Here is an 18957-nt window from a genome sequence, read left to right on the forward strand (position 1 = left end):
CAGGAACCTTTAATAAACAAGGGCACGGAAAGCCGCCGGGGACACGGCGATTGCGGAGGATCAGGGTGGGGACCACGCAGCTGGAATCGGTGCCGGAACCGAAGTACTGGCACCTCAAGACGGTACTCAGCGAGGCGCTCGACTCGGACTTCTCGGTGGGCGAGATCCTGCCCAACGAACGCGACCTCGCGGCCCGGTTCGGCGTCGCACGCGCCACGCTCCGTCAGGCGCTCGAACAGCTCGAACTCGAAGGCCGTCTCCAGCGCCGCCGCGGTGTCGGCACCACCGTCGCGCCGCCGCGCACCGCCGTCCCGGTCGCCACGGCCCAGCACGACTGGCCCGGCGCTCCCGGCGACGACTGGCAGACCGCCGACGCGACGACCGCCGTGCCGCCGACCGCGGTCGCGGGCCTGTTCGGGACAGCGGGTGGCGAGGAGATGCACGTCGTCCGCCGCATCCGCGTGACCCACGGCCAGGCCGTCGCCGCCGAGCTCCTCTACGTACCGGCCGGCTCGGTGCCCGAGCTCTCCGCCATCGACGTGCCGTCGGGTCCGGCCCGCGGCCGGGCCGTCCTGCGCGAACTGCGCCGTCTCGGCCTCGAAGGCCAGGATCGCGCGGTGGAGCTGGGCTCGGCCCGCGCCGACGACGCCAAGGAACTCGACCGGCTGCCCGGGGCCCCCGTCCTCGTCGTGACCACGCGGTTCCACGCCGACGGCCGCACTCTGGCCGTCTCCGTCGCCACCTACCGGGCGGACACCTGCCGCCTCACCTTCGGCGACTCCGGCGACCTGGAGATCAGCCACACCGCTCAGCAGCGCCAGGCCTCCTGAGCCTCCCCACACGCCGCGGCCCGCACCTCGACGAGGTGCGGGCCCTGCTGCGTCGCCGAAGGCTCAGCGGCGCGCGGTCACCGTGCCCTCGACGGCGAAGAGCTCCTCCTCCACATGGTCGAGGGCCAGCCGCAGCGCACCCGTCGCCACCGCCGCCTCGCCCAGCATGGACAGCACCACACGCGGCGGGCGCAGGCAGTACCGCGCCAACTCCTCGCGCAGCGGCTGCAGTACGCCGTCGATGCCGGCCGCCCAGCCACCCACCACGACCAGCTCGGGATCGAGGGCGAGCACCAGCGCGGCCACGTCGTGCACCAGGCGCTGAAGGAACCGCTCCACCGCGGCCTGTGCCCTGGCATCGCCCTGGCGGGCCAGCGCGAACACATCCGCGACGGCCTGCTCGTCCAACGGGTGCAGCGGCTCGTCCGTGGTCGAGAGCAGCTTCTCCGGGGTGACATCGCGGCCCAGCAGATGGAGCGCGCCGATCTCGCCCGCGGCGCCGCCGAAGCCGCGGTGCAACCGGCCGCCGATCAGCGCACCCGCACCCGGACTCAGGCCGGCCATGACGAAGACCATGTCGTCGGAGTCGGTCGCCGCGCCCTTCCAGTGCTCGGCCACGGCCGCCGCGTTGGCGTCGTTCTCCACCAGGACCGGGCAGCGGAACGAGCGCCGCAGCCGCTCGCCGAGAGCCAGCCCCGTCCACTCGGGCAGCGCCGTACCCAGCCGCACCGTGCCGTCCGCCTCGACGATGCCGGGGCTGCCGACGCCGACCGCGCGCAGCGAACTGCGCGCCACGCCGGCCCGGCGCAGCACATCGGCCACGGTCACCCGGACCCGTTCGAGACGCTCGTCGGCCGAGGCCGCCTCGGGCACCTCGCGCGAACCCGCGCCGAAGATCCTGCCGTCGAGACCGGAGAGCAGCGCGGCCACCCGGTGCGGGCCGATCTCTATGCCGAGCAGATGCCCGGCCTCGGCCCGGAACCGGAAGCGCCGCGCGGGACGGCCCTGACGCCGGGCCTCGCCCTCCTCGGGCGCCGACTCGACGACGAGCCCCGCCTCCATCAGGCCGTCGACCACGCCCTCGACCGTCGGCCGGGACAGACCGGTGATCCGGGTCAGATCGGTCAGTGTGGGAGATTCCGCGCCCCGCAGGGCGTGCAGCACCACCGCGGAATTGATCCTCCGCAGCAGAGAGGGATCCCCGCCGGTCAGCCGCCCCAACGTGTGTCCTCCCAGCTCGTGCGCGTGTCTGCCGGATCGTACTCGCTGGTCAGGTGTACGGCGAGCGGCGGCCCGTAACGGAGGCGCATCAGCTCGGGGCCACGAATCCGGACTCGTACGCGGCGATGACCGCCTGGGTGCGGTCCCGGGCACCCAACTTGGCGAGCACGGAGCTGACATGGGTCTTCACGGTCTCCGATCCGACGACGAGCCGAGCGGCGATCTCCGCGTTCGAAAGCCCCCGTGCCATCAGCCGCAGCACCGCGGCCTCCCGGTCGGTGAGCGCGGCTGCGGCGAACGCGGTCCGCGCGGCGTTGTTGCCGTAGGCGGCGGCGAGCGCGCGCACCGCGGCCGGGAACAGCAGCGAGTCGCCCTCGGCCACCAGCCGTACCGCGTTGACGATCTCGGCCGGCCGCGCCCGCTTGAGCAGGAACCCGTCGGCCCCGGCCCGCAGCGCCTCGTACACGTACTCATCGTTCTCGAAGGTCGTGACGACCAGGATCTTCGGCGGATCCTGGACCGTGCGCAGCACCGCACGGGTCGCCTCTATGCCGTCCATGAGCGGCATCCGCACATCCATCGCGACGACATCGGGCCGCACCTGCCGGATCAGCGGGATCACGGCCGCGCCGTCGGCCGCCTCGCCCACCACCTCGATATCGGGCTGCGCTTCGAGCACGGCCCGCAGACCCGCGCGGACCAGGGGTTCGTCGTCGACCAGAAGTACGGTTACCGGCATCCGGCCAGCCTAGTGGCCGACGGTGACGAGCCCCGGAGGGCTGTGGACAACCCCGGGTGGCGGGCCGCACCGGCGGCTCAGACCGGGGTCTCCAGCGGCAGCCGCACCCGCACCCGCCACTCGCCTTCGTACGCCCCTGACTCCGCCTCCCCGCCCAGCAGCGCGGCACGCTCCCGCATTCCGCGCAGGCCGCTGCCGCCCTTGCCGCGGGGCGTCTCACCCGTCAGCGGATTGGTCACGTCCATCTCAAGTCGCTGTCCGAGGACGGCCATGCGGATCCGCACGGGCACGGGGCCCGAATGCCGCAGCACATTGGTCAGGGCCTCCTGGAGGATGCGGTACCCCTCGCGCGAGACCGGCCCCGGCACCAGGTCGAGAGGGCCGGAGAGCTCCGCTTCGACCTCCGCGCCCGACCCGCGGGCCGACTCGATGAGCCGGCCCGCCTCCAGGAGCGTCGGACGCCGGCTGACGGGGAGCGTCGTCTCGCGCAGCACGAGCAGCACTCGCTCCAGGTCCTCCAGGGCAGCCCGGCCGGTCTCCTCGATGGCCAGCAGCGCCCGGTCGGTGAACGCGGGGTCGTCGGCCGCGCGGGCGGCGCCGGCCTGCACCACGGCGACGGTCAGTGCGTGGCCGATCGAATCGTGGATCTCACGGGCGATGCGATTGCGCTCGAGGAGCGCCTCCGTGCGCTCCTCCAGCGCGGTGAGCCGCTCGACGGCCGACGGCCCGAGCAGCCTGCGGGCGAGGTAGGTGATGAGATCACCGATCAGCACGACGCAGACCAGCATCAGCGCGACCGGTATCAGCGCGAGCGGCACGAGCCACCACCGCTCCTGCCAGGACGCCATCCAACCGAACACGACCGGCGCGCGACCGAGCCCGCGCGCCACCATGTCCACGGCCAGCGACGGCAGCCAGACGGTCCCCGCGATCGCCACCCAGGACAGCACGAGGCGGACCTCCAGCCACAGCACGGTGCGCCATCGGTCCCGCCAGGTGGCCGACGGCGCGTGGGCGATCGAGGGATCGGGTCTGCCGCGCTCGTCCGGGGTGAGCAGGAGCTGTGCCTGGACGCCCTCCTCGAGCCGCACCGCGGGTATCAGACCGAGCGGCACCACCAACAGCCCCAGGACGTAGACCTGGTTGGTGATGAACAGCCACATGGCCACGAAGGTCATCGGAATGAGCAGATGGAGCCATCGTGTGTAGGTGACCGGGCTGGCCAGCAGGCGAAGGGAGCGGCGCATTCGTCCATCGTCCCAGCGCGCACGGTGTCGCGGCTCCCCCGCGCGGGGGAGAGGATCCCCTCCGCCGGGGGAGGTGGCCGACCGGGCCGGGCGACACGCTTGAGGCATGACAAGGATCAAAGTCCAGGCACTCTGCAAGGAGTACGGCACCACACGCGCCGTGGACGGCCTCACCTTCGCGGTCGAGCCCGGCCGGGTCACCGGCTTCCTCGGACCCAACGGCGCGGGCAAGTCCACCACCCTGCGCATCCTGCTCGGCCTCGACCGGCCGACGTCGGGCACCGCCACGATCGATGGCCGGCGGTACGCGGAGCTGGCGGACCCGCTGCGCGAGGTGGGTGCCCTGCTCGACGCCCAGGCCGCTCACGGCTCCCGCACGGCCCACGCCCACTTGCTCGCCCTGGCGGTGAGCAACCGCATACCCGCGGCGCGGGTGGACGAGGTCCTCGAGGAATCCGGGCTCGCGGAGGTCGGGAGCCGTCGGGTGAAGACGTTCTCGCTCGGCATGCGGCAGCGGCTCGGTATCGCGGCCGCCCTCCTCGGCGACCCCGCGGTGGTGATCCTGGACGAACCGTCCAACGGCCTCGACCCCGAAGGGATCATCTGGATCAGGGAGTTGATGCGCGGCCTGGCCCGCCGGGGCAGGACGGTCCTGGTCTCCAGCCACCTGATGAACGAGACGGCCTCGTGCGCCGACCACCTGGTCGTCCTCGGCCGCGGGCGGCTGCTCGCCGACACCTCCATGAGGGGCTTCATCGACTCCCGCATCCAGCCCAAGGTGCGCTTGCGCACCACCGAGGACGGCCGGCTGCGCGAGCTCCTGCTCGGCGAAGGCTTCGAACCGGTCCAGGGAGAGGGCGGGCTCTGGACGGTCGAGGGGGCGCGGGTCGACGTGATCGGTCCGCTCGCCGCGCGCGACGGCATCCCCCTGCTCGAACTCGCCACGGAGGAAGGCACGTTGGAGCAGGCGTACCTCGATCTGACCGCGGGCGAGGCGCAGTACGCGTCCATCCGTGCCACCGCGACCCAGGAGGCCTGACCCATGGCGTTCCCCGCAGTGCTCCACACCGAATGGATCAAAGTCCGTTCGCTGCCGTCCCTGATGGGCTCGCTGCTGACGGTGCCCGTGGCGACGGCCGGGCTCTCGCTCCTCATCTGCGGCGCCCTCGGCCGCCCGCAGCCCGGCAGCACCGACTTCGACCCCGTCCTGTTCTCCTACTACGGCCTGAACTTCGGCCAGTTGGCCGCCATCGTCTTCGGTGTCATAGCGATGGGCGGCGAGTACAAGAACGCCGGGATCCGGGTTTCCCTTGCGGCGGTGCCCGACCGGACGCTGTTCTACGGGGCCAAGCTCGCGATGGTGGGCGGATGTGTCTTCGCCGTCGGCCTGGTGGCCAGCCTGATCAGCTTCCTCGGCGGCCAGGCCTTGATGGACCAGGGGTTCGGGAGAGGCATAGCGGACCCGGGCGCGCCGCGCGCCGTCGTCGGCTGCGCCGTCTACCTGGCGCTGGTCGGTGTCCTCGCGGCGGGTGTGGCGGCCGTTCTGCGCAGTGTCACCGGCGCGCTGAGTGTGCTGGTTCCGCTGTTCCTGATCCTGCCGTTCGTGGTGGGTGACATGGCACAGGGCGGCGGCGCGGCCGACTTCCTGCCGGATCGTGCGGGACAGCAGATCCTGCTGCAGCATCCGGCCGGGACGCTGGGACCGTGGAGCGGAATGGCCGTCCTCGTGGCGTGGACGATGGTCGCCACGGGCGCCGGCTGGTGGACCTTGAGGAGGCGCGACGCCTGACCGCGCACCGGCCGCCGCCAACGGCTGACGCGGCACCAATTGTCAGTGCCGGGCGGTTTACTGACGACATGACCACCGCCCTGTATCTCCAGCACATCGATCGGCTGCGCTCCCGGGAGTTCCCCGCGGAGCGTGGCCGTAGCGGCTCGGGTGTGAGCGGGCCGGGGTACCACAGCGCGTGTCTGAGCGCCGACGAGGAGGAGTGGGAGGACATGGCGGAACGGCTGGAACAGCGCGCCCAATGCGTAGCCGACCACGACGCGTTGATAGCGGAGCTCATCCGGCGGTGGGAGCAGCCGCAGTACATCAGCCTCTGGAGCGCGCAGGCCCGGCTGGTCGCGGGAGAGGCGATACCGGAGCCCTGGGCGGAGTTCGCCGTCGGTTTCGACTTCCTGCACCTGTGGCACGTCGAGGACCGATGGATCGCGGTGGGGCTCGATCTGGAGGAGGCGGGCCCGGGGTGGGACCTGAGCGTCACGGTGACGGAGACAGCACCGCCCTAGCCCGGCGCCCCGCCCGCCGGCCGGTATTCCGGTCGTGCCCGGCAGCCCGGCCGACGGCGCTTGTCGAGCTAGGTGCGGGGCTCCTGTGCCGCGAGGCGCAGGCGGGCGTACTCCTCGGCCATGGTCTCTGCCGTCCAGTGGGCGTTCAGGCCGCTGGGGTTGGGCAGGGCCCACACCCGGGTCGAGCCGATCATGTGCTCCTGGGGGCCGATGCGGGCCTTGCGGTCGCCGAAGGCCGTGCGGTAGGCGGTCACACCGACGACGGCAAGCCAGGCGGGCCGGAACCGCTCGACCTTCGCCGCCAGCAGGCGCCCGCCCTCGCGGAACTCCTCGGCGTCGATCTCGTCCGCGCGGGCCGTGGCCCGTGCCACCACATTGGTGATGCCGAGACCGTACGAGATCAGCTCGTCCTGCTCGGACGGCTTCAACTGCCGTGGGGTGAAACCGGACCGGTGCAGCACCGGCCAGAAGCGGTTTCCGGGGCGGGCGAAGTGGTGGCCCGTGGCACCCGACATCAGCCCGGGGTTGATGCCGCAGAACAGCACGGACAAGCCGCCCGCGATCACGTCGGGGATGACGGAGTCGCGAGCGGCCTGGAGTTCCTGAGGAGTCAGCACGGAGCCAGGATCACAGGATCGAGCCCGGAGCGTAACCGGCCGCCGCGGGGTGCTGCTTGACGATCTCCTCGATGCGGGAGACCACGGCGCCCACCTGGTCGCCGGCCGCGCCGGTGAAGGACAGCTTGTCGGCCATCAGGGCGTCGAGCTGGGCCCGGTCGAGCGGCATGCGGTCGTCGGCGGCGAGCTTGTCGAGGAGCTCGTTGCGCTCGGCGCCCTGCTCACGCATGGCGAGGGCGGAGGCCACGGCATGCTCCTTGATGACCTCGTGCGCGGCCTCCCGGCCGACCCCGGCGCGGACGGCGGCCATCAGGACCTTCGTCGTGGCCAGGAACGGCAGGTAGCGGTCCAGCTCCCGGGCGACGACGGCGGGGAAGGCGCCGAACTCGTCGAGGACGGTGAGGAAGGTCTCCAGCAGGCCGTCGAAGGCGAAGAACGCGTCGGGCAGCGCGACCCGGCGCACCACCGAGCAGGAGACGTCGCCCTCGTTCCACTGGTCGCCCGCCAGCTCGCCCGTCATCGAGGCGTAGCCGCGCAGGATGACCATCAGGCCGTTGACGCGCTCGCAGGAGCGGGTGTTCATCTTGTGCGGCATCGCGGACGAGCCGACCTGGCCGGGCTTGAAGCCCTCGGTGACCAGCTCGTGCCCGGCCATCAGCCGGATCGTCTTGGCGACCGAGGACGGTGCGGCGGCGAGCTGCACCAGGGCGGTCACCACGTCGTAGTCGAGGGAGCGCGGGTAGACCTGGCCGACGGAGGTGAAGGCGTGCGCGAAGCCGAGGTGGCCCGCGATGCGCTGCTCCAGGTCGGCGAGCTTCGCGGCGTCGCCGCCGAGCAGGTCCAGCATGTCCTGCGCGGTGCCGACGGGGCCCTTGATGCCGCGCAGCGGGTAGCGGGCGAGCAGGTCCTCCAGACGCCCGTACGCCACGAGAAGCTCGTCGGCGGCGGTCGCGAAACGCTTGCCCAGGGTCGTGGCCTGCGCGGCCACGTTGTGCGAGCGCCCGGCCATGACCAGCTCGGCGTACTCGCCGGACAGCTTGCCGAGGCGGGCCAGGACCGCCACCGCACGGTCCCGCATCAGTTCGAGGGAGAGCCGGATCTGGAGCTGCTCGACGTTCTCCGTCAGGTCGCGCGAGGTCATGCCCTTGTGGACCTGCTCGTGCCCGGCGAGGGCGTTGAACTCCTCGATGCGCGCCTTCACATCGTGCCGGGTGACCTTCTCGCGCTCGGCGATGGAGGCGAGGTCGACCTGGTCGATCACGCGCTCGTAGTCGGCGAGCGCTGCCTCGGGCACCTCGATCCCCAGGTCCTTCTGGGCGCGCAGCACAGCGAGCCACAGCTGGCGTTCCAGCTTGACCTTCTGCTCGGGGGACCAGAGGACGGCGAGCTCCGCGGAGGCGTAGCGGCCGGCCAGAACGTTCGGGATGCGAGGCTTCGCAGACACAGCAGTCACGTGGAGAGATTCTACTGGCGATTTCTGCAGGCCAGCGCCCCACCCCGGTTTGTCGCTTGCTACGAGAGCTCGAAGCCCAGGGCCTCGGCCGCCGCGGCGGGGCCGGGCTGGTTCCAGCGCTCGGCCATCGCCTCGCGCGAGGAGAGCGAGCGGAGCTCCGCGCGGTCCAGGTACAACGTGCCGTTGAGGTGGTCGGTCTCGTGCTGCACGATCCGGGCGGGCCAGCCGGTGAACACCTCGTCCAGTGTGTGGCCGTGCTCGTCGAGCGCGTGCAGGCGTACGGTCTCGTGCCGGGCGACCACGGCGCCCCACCCGGGCACGCTCAGGCAGCCCTCGAAGAACGCGGCACGGCCGGTCCCGACCGGTTCGTACGCCGGATTGACCAGCACCCGGAACGGCTGCGGGACACGGCCGCGCACCCGCCTGACCTCGTCCGACACCTCCGCCGTGTCCTCAATGACGGCGAGCCGCAGCGGCAGTCCCACCTGCGGCGCGGCGAGGCCGACTCCCGGTGCGGCGTGCATCGTCGCGCGCATCGCCTCGATCAGCCGGCCGAGCCGTCGCGGATCGAGACGGTCGTCCACCGGTTCGGCCGGGCGCCGCAGCACGGGGTCGCCCGCGGCCACGATCGCGAGGGGGCCCGGAGCGGAGAGGAGTTCGTCGACGAGGTCGTTGAGCGCGGGGGACGGCATGAGGACAGCATGCCAAGAACGATCACCCGGCGCGGCCCCGGGGCTGCCTTCGCGCCACCTTCCGCGACCCGCGGTGCCGCCCCGGCCGTGACGCACCGAGCGGCACCGGTTCCGCGGGAGGTGCGGTACGGGGAATGCGGAGCGTCCCTCGTAACCTTTTCCCGGGGGAGTCCGACGAGTGCGAGCAACCCGAGGAGTCCGGCGCCGGCCCACGCCGGCTGCCCCGGAAGCCGACGCCGACCCAGCGAAGCGGCACCGCAGGACCACGCCCCGACCCCCGATCGATCCGTCCCGCACCACCCCGGCCCCGCCTCGCCCGGCCCCCGCCCGTCCCGTCCCGTCCCGAACGAGGAGATCATGCACAACGCGTCCGTCCGCGCCGAGAACCCGGCGCATCCGCTGGACAACCCCGCGTACGCCTCGCTGACCGGGCCGCACGCCCGGTTCGCCGAGCGCCGGGGCCGGGTGCTGCGGTACCGGACCGACGTGTCGCCCTGGCTCGGTCTTCCCGCCGAGCCCGACGCCACGGACTGGGCGGACCTGGCGGCGCTCGCCGGGGCAGGCACGGAAGTGGAGCTCCCCGGGGTGCGCGCCCCGCTGCCCGAGGGCTGGGAGGTCACCTTCGACCTGGCGGGTGTCCAGCTCGTCGGTGAGGAGCTGGAGGCCCGGCCCGACGAGGAGGCGGTCCGGCTCGGCGCCGACGACGTTCCCGAGATGCTGGCGCTCGTGGCACGCACGCGGCCGGGTCCGTTCCTGCCGCGCACCGTCGAACTCGGCACCTACCTGGGCATCCGCCGCGACGGCCGGCTGATCGCGATGGCGGGCGAACGACTGCGCCCGCCGGGGTGGACCGAGATCAGCGCCGTCTGCACCGACGACGCCTTCCGCGGCCAGGGTCTCGGTTCCCGTCTGGTCCGCGCGGTCGCCGTGGGCATCGAGGAGCGGGGCGACACACCGTTCCTGCACACCGCCGCCGGCAACACCCGGGCGATCCGGCTGTACGAGTCCCTGGGGTTCCGGCTCCGCAGCACGACACGGTTCGTCGCCGCGCGCGTGCCGGAGCCGGCCGTCGTCGGCTGACCCCCGGGGCCTTCAGCCGTCGACCCGCACCCACTCGGACACCGGGCCCACCGGCTTGCCCGCCGCCGGAGTGACCCAGAACGCCCGGCCCTCCGCGGCGCTGAAGTGCGCCCCGGTGCGGCCGTCGCCGGAGGAGCGGCCCGTGAGGCGGCGCCCTATCCACGGCACCAGATGCTGACGTGCGAAGCGCACGTCGGCGGAGCGGCTCGCCGCCCAGCCGGGCCGGGCCGGGGGCGCCAGGGGCGTGCGCCAGTCCTCCTCCGCGGCGAGCCCCAGGGTCTGCCACGTGGCCTCGGCCACCCTGCGGTGCCCCTCGGGCGTCAGGTGCAGCCGGTCGAAGTCCCACATGTGCTGCTCGGCGAGGGCCGGAGCGCCGTAGAGGTCGACCACCAACGCCCCGTGCCGGTCGGCGAGTTGACCGATGTGCGCGAACAGCTCCTCCATACGCGGCCGGAACCGGTCCAGGACCGGACCGTTGCGCCCCGGGCTGCGCATCAGGACCAGCTGCTTGCAGGAGGGGGCGAGCTGCTCGACCGCCTCCGTCAACAGGTCACGCACCCGTCCCATGTCGCACTTCGGGCGCAGGGTGTCGTTGAGGCCGCCGACCAGGGTGATGACGTCCGGGCGCAGGGCGGCCGCCGCGGCCACCTGCTCCTCGACGATCTGCCCGATGAGCTTGCCGCGCACGGCGAGGTTGGCGTAACGGAAGCCGGGCGTGCGGGCCGCGAGACGGACGGCGAGCAGGTCGGCCCAGCCGCGGTAGGACCCGTCGGGGAGCCGGTCGGACATGCCCTCCGTGAAGGAGTCCCCGAGCGCGGCAAAGCTGGTGTATGAGGCATTCATCTCCATGGCGCTGTGATCGTACCCCGCGGTAGCCATGGTGTTCCTGGGGCGGTGCGATGCCTGTGCGGCGACTCCTGGAACCGGTGACCGCGCGCGGATCGGCCCCGGGGGCGCACCCCGCCCCGCTCCCGCCCCCATCCCCTCCGTACCGGACGTGCCCGCCCCCTGTCCGCACTTGCGGTTCCGCGGTATGCCGGGTACACATCAACTTTTCGGGGGCCGGCCGGGTCGGCCGTGCGAGAGAGTGAGCGTGCGATGTTGTTCACCGCTGCCTTCTGGAAGGCCACCGCCGAGCGGGCCATCCGAACCTTCGCCCAGGCGCTCGCCGCCGTTCTGACGGCCGGGGCGACCAGTCTGCTCGACGTCCACTGGACCGCCGCGCTCGCGACCGCCGGGATGGCCGCGGTGCTCGCCGTCCTCATGGCGGTCGGGTCCGCCGGCATCGGGGCGCCGGGTCCGGGCCTCACCGAGACCACGGAACCGGCCCGCCCCGCCGCCGCTCCGGCCGGCGCCCCCACAGTGAGCGGTTAGGCCGCGGCCGGGGGTCCCACCAGCTCCCGCAGCACGTCCTCCATCGTGACCAGACCGGCCAGCTTGCCGTCCTCACCGAGCGCCGCCGCCAGATGCGTACGGCTGCGGCGCATCGCGGTGAGGACGTCGTCGAGCGGGGTCGCGGCGCGCACCCGGGCGATCGGCCGGAGCGCGGCGACCGGGAAGGCCACGTCGCGCGGTGACGCGTCGAGGGCGTCCTTGACGTGGAGGTAGCCCAGGATGCGGCTGTCGTCGTCGACGACCGGGAAGCGGGAGTACCCGGAGCTCGCGGCGAGCCGCTCCAGCTCCGCGGGCGTGGTGCCGACGGCGGCCCGCACCACCTCGTCCAGTGGCACCACGACGTCCCGCACCGGGCGCCGCCCCAGTTCGAGCGCGTCGCGCAGCCGGTCGGCCGCCCGGCCGTCGAGCAGCCCGGCGTCGCCCGCGTCGGTCACCAGGCGGGCCAGCTCGTCGTCGGAGAAGGTCGCGGCGACCTCGCCCTTGGCCTCCACCCTGAGCAGTCTCAGGATGGTGTTGGCGAAGGCGTTGATCGCGAAGATCGCCGGACGCAGTGCCCTGGCCAGCGTCACCAGCGGCGGCCCGAGCAGCAGCGCGGTGCGGGCCGGCTCGGCGAGCGCGATGTTCTTCGGCACCATCTCGCCGAGCAGCATGTGCAGATAGGTCGCGACGGCCAGCGCGAGAACGAACGAGACCGGGTGGATGAGCCCGTCCGGCACGCCCACCGCGTCGAAGACCGGCTCCACCAGGTGCGCGATGGCCGGCTCGGCGACCACACCGAGCACCAGGGTGCACAGGGTGATGCCGAGCTGGGCCGCGGCCATCAGGGCCGACACGTGTTCCAGGCCCCAAATGACGCTCCGCGCGCGGCGGTTGCCGTCCTCGGCGAGCGGTTCGATCTGGCTGCGGCGGACCGAGATCAGCGCGAACTCGGCCCCCACGAAGAAGGCGTTGACGACCAGGGTGGCCAGGCCGATGAGAATCTGGATCGCGATCATCGGGCCGCCTCCTCGTCGTCGTCATCGGTGTGCAGCGGCGCGTGCAGCAGAACGCGCGCCGCGCGCCGGCCCGTCGCGTCGACCACGTCCATGCGCCAGCCGGTCAGCTCCACACGGTCGCCGACCTTCGGGATCCGGCCGAGTTCGGTCGCCACGAGACCGGCGAGGGTCTCGTACGGCCCGTCCGGTACGCGCAGTCCGATCGCGGCGAGCTGGTCGTCGCGGGCGGCGCCGTCCGCGGAGTACAGGATGCGTCCGTCGGCGTCCTGCCCGGCGGGGGCGAGGTCGGGGGTCTCGTGCGGATCGTGCTCGTCGCGGACCTCGCCGACCACTTCCTCCACGATGTCCTCGAGCGTCACGACGCCGGCGGTGCCGCCGTACTCGTCGATGACGACGGCCATGGTCCGCTTGCCGTACAGCTGGTCGAGCAGCCGGTCCACGGTGAGCGTCTCCGGTACGAGCAGCGGCTCGCGCAGCAGCGCGGTGACCGGGTGCAGGCGGCGGCGCTCGGCGGGCACGGCGAGGACGTCCTTGATGTGGGCTATGCCCACGACCGAGTCGAGGCTGCCCCGGTAGACGGGGAAGCGGGACAGGCCGGTGGCGCGGGTCGCGTTGGCGACGTCCTCCGCGGTGGCCTGCACATCGAGCGCGGTGACCTGCACGCGCGGGGTCATCACGTTCTCGGCGGTCAGTTCGGCGAGGTTGAGGGTGCGCACGAACAGCTCGGCCGTGTCCGCCTCCAGCGCGCCCTGCTTCGCCGAGTGGCGGGCCAGCGCGACCAGCTCCTGCGGGCTGCGCGCGGAGGCCAGCTCCTCGGCGGGTTCGAGGCCGAAGCGGCGCACCAGATGGTTGGCCGAGGTGTTGAGGTGACTGATCAGCGGCCGGAAGGCGGCGCTGAACGCGCGCTGCGGGGCCGAGACGACCTTCGCGACGGCCAGCGGCGAGGAGATCGCCCAGTTCTTGGGGACGAGTTCGCCGACGACCATCAGGAACACCGTGGAGATCACCATGCCGAGCACGAGGGCCACCGAGCTCGCGGTCGACGCGGACAGGCCGGTCCACTCCAGCGGTCCGGTGAGGAGCTTGGCGATCGACGGCTTGGCGATCATGCCGATGACGAGGCCCGTGACGGTGATGCCCAGCTGGGCACCCGACAACTGGAAGGTGAGGCTCCGAACGGCCTTGAGGGCGCTGCCCGCGCCGCGTTCGCCGCGCTCGACGGCCCGTTCCAGGTCGCTGCGCTCGGCGGTGGTGAGGGAGAACTCGGCCGCGACGAAGACCGCGCACACCAACGAGAGCAGCACGGCCGCGAGGAGCAGGAGCACTTCGGTCATCGGGTCACCTCCGTCCCATGATCGGCCAGGCGGAGGCGGTGCGCGCGGTGTCGCGCGGCGGTACGGGTACTGGGAGGCTCGCCCATGGGCGGACGCTCACACCTTTCATCCGGTGGATCGAAGTCCACCCATGGTAAAGCACTGGCAAAGGGAAGGTGGTGCGACGGCTCAGGCCAGGGGCTTCACCCAGCGCCGCCACTGCTCCTGCGGCTCGTACCCCGCCGCCGCCCAGGCATGCCGCGCGAGCTCGTTGCGGACCAGCACCATGGCGTCCGCCCGACGCCCGCCGAGCGCCGCGAATCGGTCCTCCGCCGCGGCCAGGAGCGCCCCGCCGACGCCCCGGCGGCGGTGGTCCGGACGGACGGCGAGGCGGTAGAGATGACAGCGCCAGCCGTCGAACCCCGCGATCACCGTGCCGACCAGCACGCCGTCGTCCTCGGCCAGGATCAACGCCTCGGGGTCCCGGGCGACGAGACGCTCCACACCCGCTCGGTCGTCGCTGATGCTGGTGCCCTCGGCGGCCGTCTTCCAGAAGCCCAGCACGGTGTCCAGATCATCGGGCCCCGCGGCCCGGATGCGCAGCTCGTTCATGCGCGCCATCCCACCACCGCGGCCCCGCCCGCGACCAGGTGTTCTGCCATACGGACGCCGGTCCCGCGGGCCCGCTCCGCCCGCTACTCGTCCGGGCCCGGCGCCGGACGCCGGGCCACCCCGAGCACACAGGGCGACGACGGCGCCGGAATGCCCCGTTCGGGCACCCGCAGCCGGCGGTACCCCACCATCTCGAAGCCGGCCGCCTCGATCGCGCCCACCGGATCGCGCGCCGTGTGACAGCCGCCGAACAGCATCGGCCACACCGTGCGGTCCACCCCCCGCTGTACGGTCGCGAGCACCCGGCCCTCGGCCCTGCCGTGCTCGAAGAAGCGCAGCTCACCGCCGGGGCGCAGCACGCGGCGGAGCTCGCCGAGCGCGCGCGGCAGATCGCGTACCGAACACAGCACGAGCGAGGCGACCGCTGCGTCGAAGGCCTCGCTCTTGACGGGCAGCGCCTCCGCCGCACCCGGCACCACGTCCACCGGTACATCGGCCCTGAGCGCCGCCCGGACCGCCGACTGCCGTAGCGTGCGCTCCGGTTCGAGCGCCACCACCTCGGAGACGGCCGCGGGATAGTGCGCGAAGTTGAGCCCGTTCCCGGCGCCGATCTCGATGACGCGGCCCGACAGCCCGTCGAGGAGTTCGGCGCGGTGCGGGGCGATCCCGGCCCTCCGGTCGACCGCCTCGCTGTAGCGGGCGTAGAAGCGGGCGAACACCGGATGGTGCACGGCATCCGGGGCGAGCCTGGTGCGCGGCGCCATGGCGGACCTCCTGAGACTGCGGACCCCTCCCCGTATTGTCCCCGCGCCGGGCCCGCTCACCCGTCCGCGGACATCAGGGCCGGCATCGCCCCGCGCCCGGCGGCCCGCTCACCCGTCAGGTGACTCCACGAAGCAGAACTCGTTGCCCTCGGGATCCGTCATCACCTGGAAGACGCCCTGCTCGTCGGTCACCGTCGCGCCCACCGGGCGCGCCCCGCGCCGCACGGCCGCCGCCCGCGCCCGGCCCACGTCCTCGACCGCGAGGTCCAGGTGCAGCCGGTTCTTGACCGCCTTCTCCTCCGGCACCTTCTGGAAGGCGAGCCGGGGCGAACCCGGCGGGTCGACATGGGCCCACGAGGGGCCCCGGAGCACGGGGTGCCCGCCGAGCAGCGCCGCCCAGAACCGGGCGAGCCGCCCCGGGTCGGCACAGTCCACGACGAGCTGCCCGAGGCGGGCCCGTAACACAGCCATCAGATACTCCAAACGCCGCCGAGCGCGGGGGCGAGCCAATGGGCCGCCCGGATACGGAAGTCGGTGGGCGCCAGCCGTCCGGCGCCCTCGGGCACGGTGCCGAGCAAGGGTGCACCCGCGGACTCCGGCAGGTCCACCAGATTGCAGCGCGAGGCGAGGTCGGGCTCGGCGGGCCAGCTGCCGACGACGACCCCGGCGAACTCGATGCCACGGGCCCGCAGGGCCTCGCCGGTCAGGGCCGTCGAGTTGAGTGTGCCCAGTCCGGCGGGCGTCACCACCACCACGGGCGCACCGAGGATCCGGGCGGCGTCCGCGAGGGTGCCGCCCTCCTCGTCGAAGCGGACCAGGAGCCCGCCCGCGCCCTCGACCAGGACCAGGTCGTGCTCGGTGGCCAGCTTCGCCGCTGCCTCGGCCACTTCGGCGGGCCCGACCGGTGTCATACCGGCCCGGCGGGCGGCGGTGCCGGGCGCCAACGGCTCGGGGAACCGGGCCAGTTCGGCCCCGGTCACCGCGTCGCCCGCCAGGCGCCGCACCTCGGCCACGTCACCCGGCTCGCCCGGCGCGACCCCCGTCTGGGCGGGCTTGAGCACCGCCACCGAACGGCCGCCGGCGAGCGCGAGGGCGGCGATCGCCGCCGTGGTGATGGTCTTGCCGATCTCGGTCCCCGTACCGCTCACGACCAGAATCGTCATCTCAGCCCTCCCGCGCGGCCGCGCACACCGCTCGGCAGATGCGCGCCAGATCGTCGTCGCCCGTCACATAGGGCGGCATCGTGTAGATCAAGTCCCGGAACGGCCGCAGCCACACGCCCTCGCGCACCGCGGCCGCCGTCGCGGCCCCCATGTCCACGTCGTGGTCCAGCTGGACCACGCCGATGGCGCCGAGCACCCGCACATCGCGTACGCCCTCGATCGAGCGGGCCGCGCCGAGACCGTCGAGCAGTCCCGCCTCGATCCTCCTGACCTCGCCGCGCCAGTCCTGGCCGAGCAGCAGGTCGATCGAGGCGAGCGCCACCGACGCGGCCAGCGGATTGCCCATGAACGTCGGGCCGTGGGCGAGCACCGGAACATCGCCCGACGAGATGCCGTCGGCGACCCGGCTCGTGCACAGCGTCGCCGCCATCGACAGATAACCGCCGGTCAGCGCCTTGCCGACGCACATGACATCCGGTGAGACCGCGGCGTGATCGGCCGCGAACAGTTCCCCGGTGCGGCCGAAACCGGACGCGATCTCGTCGAGCACCAGCAGCACGCCGTGCTCGTCGCACGCCTCGCGCAGCACCCGCAGGTACGCCGGGGAGTGGAAGCGCATGCCGCCCGCGCCCTGCACCACCGGCTCCACGATGACCGCGGCCAGCTCGTCGGCGTGCCGCGCGATCGTCTCGCGCAGCTCCCGGGCGTACGACTCCTCGAACGCCGTGGGCGGGGCGCCCACGAAGAGCTGCCGGGGCAGCACGCCCTGCCACAGCTCGTGCATCCCGCCCTCGGGGTCGCACACCGACATGGGCTGCCAGGTGTCGCCGTGGTAGCCGCCGCGCCAGGTCATGAGCCGCTGCTTGCGCGGCTGCCCGACCGAGCGCCAGTACTGCAGGCACATCTTCACGGCGACCTCGACCGAGACCGAGCCGGAGTCGCTGAGGAAGACGTGCTGGAGCGGGCCGGGCGTGATCTCCACGAGCCGGGCCGCGAGCCGCACGGCGGGCTCATGGGTGAGCCCGCCGAACATGACATGGCTCATCCGGTCGAGCTGGCCGCGGGCCGCCTCGTTGAGCACCGGGTGGTTGTAGCCGTGCACGGCCGACCACCACGACGCCATGCCGTCGATCAACTCGCGCTGCCCGTACGCCGGTTCGGCCAGCCGCAGCCGTACGCCCGACGCCGATTCCACCAGGAGCTGCTCTTGGCGGCCCGGCATCGGACCGTACGGATGCCAGACGTGCCGGCGGTCCAGGTCGAGCAGGTGGGCGGGGGAGAGGTCAGGCATTGGGCGCGAGATCCGTCCCCGCGCCGCGGCGGCGCACGGCCACCAGGTCCGTGCGCGCCTGGTCGGCGGGCGCCTGCTCGGGCAGCTCGGGCGCGCCGTGGCCCCCGCAGGGCCCGCAGCCGCCGCCCTCGTGGGAGCCGCCGCCGCTCTCGTCGTGCGCACCGCAGCCGGAGGCCGAGCTGCCGCAGCCCGACGCGGCGGCGTCCGTGCCGCAGCCCGCGGCGGCGAGCGCGTCGGCGCGGTGGCGCGGCAGCGTCGTGGTACCGGCGCCCTCCACCTCGAACCCGGCGTCCGCGATCATGTCGAGGTCGGTCTGTCCCGCCTGGCCCTCGCTGGTCAGGTAGTCGCCGAGGAAGATCGAGTTGACCAGGTGGAGCGCGAGCGGCTGCATCGAGCGCAGATGCACCTCACGGCCGCCCGCGAGCCGCACCTCGACGTCCGGGCAGACGAACCGGGTCATGGCGAGGATGCGCAGGCAGCGCTGCGGGGTGAGGTTCCACTCCTTGCCGAGCGGGGTCCCCTCGAACGGGATGAGGAAGTTCACCGGCACCGAGTCCGGGTCGAGCTCGCGCAGCGAGAAGACGACGTCCACCAGGTCCTCGTCGGACTCGCCCATGCCCGCGATCAGGCCCGAGCAGGCCGAGAGCCCCGCGCCGTGCGCCTTGGTCACGGTGTCCACGCGGTCCTGGTAGGTGTGCGTGGAGGTGATCTCCCCGTACGTCGCCTCGGACGTGTTCAGGTTGTGGTTGTAGGCGTCCGCGCCCGCCGCACGCAGCCGCTCGGCCTGGCCGTCGGAGAGCAGCCCGAGGCAGGCGCAGACCTCGACGCCCTCGTTCTGCTCCTTGATCGTCTCGATGGTCTCCGAGACGCGGGCGATGTCGCGGTCCGTGGGGCCGCGGCCACTGGCCACCAGGCAGACCCGCTTCGCGCCGCCGGCCACGCCCGCGGCCGCCGCCTTCGAGGCCTCGTCCGGCTTGAGCCAGGTGTACTTCAGGATGTCGGCCTTGGAGCCGAGCCGCTGGGAGCAGTACGAACAGTCCTCGGGGCACAGGCCCGACTTCAGGTTCACCAGATAGTTCAGCTTCACCCGGCGGCCGAACCACTGGCGGCGCACCTTGCCGGCCGCGGCCACCACATCGAGCAGTTCGTCGTCGGAGGTCGCCAGTACGGCGAGTGCCTCTTCGCGGGTCGGCAGTTCGCGCCGCAACCCCTTGTCCACCAGCGTGTTCAGCAGGTCCATGGCGCCGATCTTC

At 72.9% G+C, this 18957-nt stretch carries 21 protein-coding genes; 6 read left to right on the forward strand and 15 right to left on the reverse strand.

All coding sequences use genetic code 11. From position 1 onward, the window contains the following. Positions 1 to 65 precede the first annotated feature (65 nt). Positions 66 to 830: a GntR family transcriptional regulator gene (locus tag OOJ98_RS10795; protein WP_267054404.1), complete on the forward strand. Its 765-nt coding sequence runs from the start codon at positions 66 to 68 to the stop codon at positions 828 to 830. A 63-nt stretch (positions 831 to 893) separates the two neighbouring features. Here OOJ98_RS10795 and OOJ98_RS10800 read toward each other — a convergent pair whose 3' ends face one another. The 3 genes from OOJ98_RS10800 to OOJ98_RS10810 all read right to left on the reverse strand — a co-directional run bounded on the left by OOJ98_RS10800 (position 894) and on the right by OOJ98_RS10810 (position 4037). After that, positions 894 to 2051 (reverse strand): ROK family transcriptional regulator, encoded by a 1158-nt coding sequence (locus OOJ98_RS10800; RefSeq protein WP_267054405.1) that lies wholly within the window; start codon positions 2049 to 2051, stop codon positions 894 to 896. Positions 2052 to 2139: 88 nt separating this feature from the next. Next, positions 2140 to 2790 carry a response regulator transcription factor gene (locus tag OOJ98_RS10805; RefSeq protein WP_267054406.1) on the reverse strand — a complete coding sequence of 217 codons (651 nt, stop codon included), beginning with the start codon at positions 2788 to 2790 and terminating at the stop codon, positions 2140 to 2142. Positions 2791 to 2867: 77 nt separating this feature from the next. Then, on the reverse strand, positions 2868 to 4037 hold the full coding sequence (locus tag OOJ98_RS10810) for a sensor histidine kinase (protein ID WP_267054407.1): 1170 nt from the start codon (positions 4035 to 4037) through the stop codon (positions 2868 to 2870). A gap of 106 nt (positions 4038 to 4143) precedes the next feature. Here OOJ98_RS10810 and OOJ98_RS10815 point away from each other — a divergent pair, with 106 nt between their 5' ends. The 3 genes from OOJ98_RS10815 (at position 4144) to OOJ98_RS10825 (ending at position 6329) form a co-directional block, all read left to right on the forward strand. Beyond that, complete coding sequence (locus OOJ98_RS10815) at positions 4144 to 5076, forward strand: ATP-binding cassette domain-containing protein (protein ID WP_267054408.1); 933 nt, start codon at positions 4144 to 4146, stop codon at positions 5074 to 5076. A gap of 3 nt (positions 5077 to 5079) precedes the next feature. Continuing rightward, entirely contained in the window at positions 5080 to 5826 is a 747-nt protein-coding gene (locus OOJ98_RS10820) for an ABC transporter permease (protein WP_267054409.1), read from the forward strand. A 68-nt stretch (positions 5827 to 5894) separates the two neighbouring features. Beyond that, positions 5895 to 6329: a hypothetical protein gene (locus tag OOJ98_RS10825; protein ID WP_267054410.1), complete on the forward strand. Its 435-nt coding sequence runs from the start codon at positions 5895 to 5897 to the stop codon at positions 6327 to 6329. A gap of 68 nt (positions 6330 to 6397) precedes the next feature. On the opposite strand, the gene mug is transcribed toward OOJ98_RS10825, so the two are convergent. From mug to def, 3 genes are read right to left on the reverse strand one after another with little or no spacing between them, the layout of a single operon-like run. After that, on the reverse strand, positions 6398 to 6943 hold the full coding sequence (gene mug / locus OOJ98_RS10830; protein WP_267055595.1) for a G/U mismatch-specific DNA glycosylase: 546 nt from the start codon (positions 6941 to 6943) through the stop codon (positions 6398 to 6400). A gap of 13 nt (positions 6944 to 6956) precedes the next feature. After that, positions 6957 to 8399 (reverse strand): adenylosuccinate lyase, encoded by a 1443-nt coding sequence (purB, locus tag OOJ98_RS10835; protein ID WP_267054411.1) that lies wholly within the window; start codon positions 8397 to 8399, stop codon positions 6957 to 6959. 59 nt (positions 8400 to 8458) lie between these two features. Next, positions 8459 to 9091, reverse strand: a complete 633-nt coding sequence (gene def / locus OOJ98_RS10840; protein WP_267054412.1) for a peptide deformylase — start codon at positions 9089 to 9091, stop codon at positions 8459 to 8461. A gap of 357 nt (positions 9092 to 9448) precedes the next feature. On the opposite strand from def, the gene OOJ98_RS10845 reads away from it, so the two are divergent. After that, a complete protein-coding gene (locus OOJ98_RS10845; RefSeq protein WP_267054413.1) occupies positions 9449 to 10171 on the forward strand; it encodes a GNAT family N-acetyltransferase in 723 nt (240 codons plus the stop codon). A 12-nt stretch (positions 10172 to 10183) separates the two neighbouring features. Here OOJ98_RS10845 and OOJ98_RS10850 read toward each other — a convergent pair whose 3' ends face one another. Continuing rightward, positions 10184 to 11020: an SGNH/GDSL hydrolase family protein gene (locus OOJ98_RS10850; RefSeq protein WP_267054414.1), complete on the reverse strand. Its 837-nt coding sequence runs from the start codon at positions 11018 to 11020 to the stop codon at positions 10184 to 10186. Positions 11021 to 11269: 249 nt separating this feature from the next. Here OOJ98_RS10850 and OOJ98_RS10855 point away from each other — a divergent pair, with 249 nt between their 5' ends. Next, entirely contained in the window at positions 11270 to 11545 is a 276-nt protein-coding gene (locus OOJ98_RS10855; RefSeq protein WP_267054415.1) for a holin, read from the forward strand. On the opposite strand, the gene OOJ98_RS10860 is transcribed toward OOJ98_RS10855, so the two are convergent. From OOJ98_RS10860 to bioB, 8 genes are all read right to left on the reverse strand, one after another. Continuing rightward, on the reverse strand, positions 11542 to 12561 hold the full coding sequence (locus OOJ98_RS10860) for a hemolysin family protein (protein WP_267054416.1): 1020 nt from the start codon (positions 12559 to 12561) through the stop codon (positions 11542 to 11544). The genes OOJ98_RS10855 and OOJ98_RS10860 overlap by 4 nt on opposite strands. Beyond that, on the reverse strand, positions 12558 to 13895 hold the full coding sequence (locus OOJ98_RS10865) for a hemolysin family protein (RefSeq protein WP_267054417.1): 1338 nt from the start codon (positions 13893 to 13895) through the stop codon (positions 12558 to 12560). Before OOJ98_RS10865 ends, OOJ98_RS10860 begins: the two co-directional genes overlap by 4 nt. Before the next feature lie 168 nt (positions 13896 to 14063). After that, entirely contained in the window at positions 14064 to 14486 is a 423-nt protein-coding gene (locus OOJ98_RS10870; protein ID WP_267054418.1) for a GNAT family N-acetyltransferase, read from the reverse strand. 83 nt (positions 14487 to 14569) lie between these two features. Further along, positions 14570 to 15250, reverse strand: coding sequence for a class I SAM-dependent methyltransferase (locus OOJ98_RS10875; protein ID WP_267054419.1), 681 nt, complete (start codon positions 15248 to 15250; stop codon positions 14570 to 14572). A 108-nt stretch (positions 15251 to 15358) separates the two neighbouring features. After that, positions 15359 to 15721 (reverse strand): VOC family protein, encoded by a 363-nt coding sequence (locus tag OOJ98_RS10880; protein ID WP_267054420.1) that lies wholly within the window; start codon positions 15719 to 15721, stop codon positions 15359 to 15361. Continuing rightward, entirely contained in the window at positions 15721 to 16413 is a 693-nt protein-coding gene (bioD, locus tag OOJ98_RS10885; RefSeq protein ID WP_267054421.1) for a dethiobiotin synthase, read from the reverse strand. The genes OOJ98_RS10880 and bioD overlap by 1 nt, the downstream gene beginning before the upstream one ends. Position 16414: 1 nt before the next feature. Then, positions 16415 to 17704, reverse strand: a complete 1290-nt coding sequence (locus OOJ98_RS10890) for an adenosylmethionine--8-amino-7-oxononanoate transaminase (RefSeq protein ID WP_267054422.1) — start codon at positions 17702 to 17704, stop codon at positions 16415 to 16417. Next, positions 17697 to 18944, reverse strand: coding sequence for a biotin synthase BioB (gene bioB / locus OOJ98_RS10895; RefSeq protein WP_267054423.1), 1248 nt, complete (start codon positions 18942 to 18944; stop codon positions 17697 to 17699). Before bioB ends, OOJ98_RS10890 begins: the two co-directional genes overlap by 8 nt. Positions 18945 to 18957 lie beyond the last annotated feature (13 nt).

Source organism: Streptomyces sp. NBC_00083 (assembly GCF_026343295.1).
GTDB lineage: Bacteria > Actinomycetota > Actinomycetes > Streptomycetales > Streptomycetaceae > Streptomyces.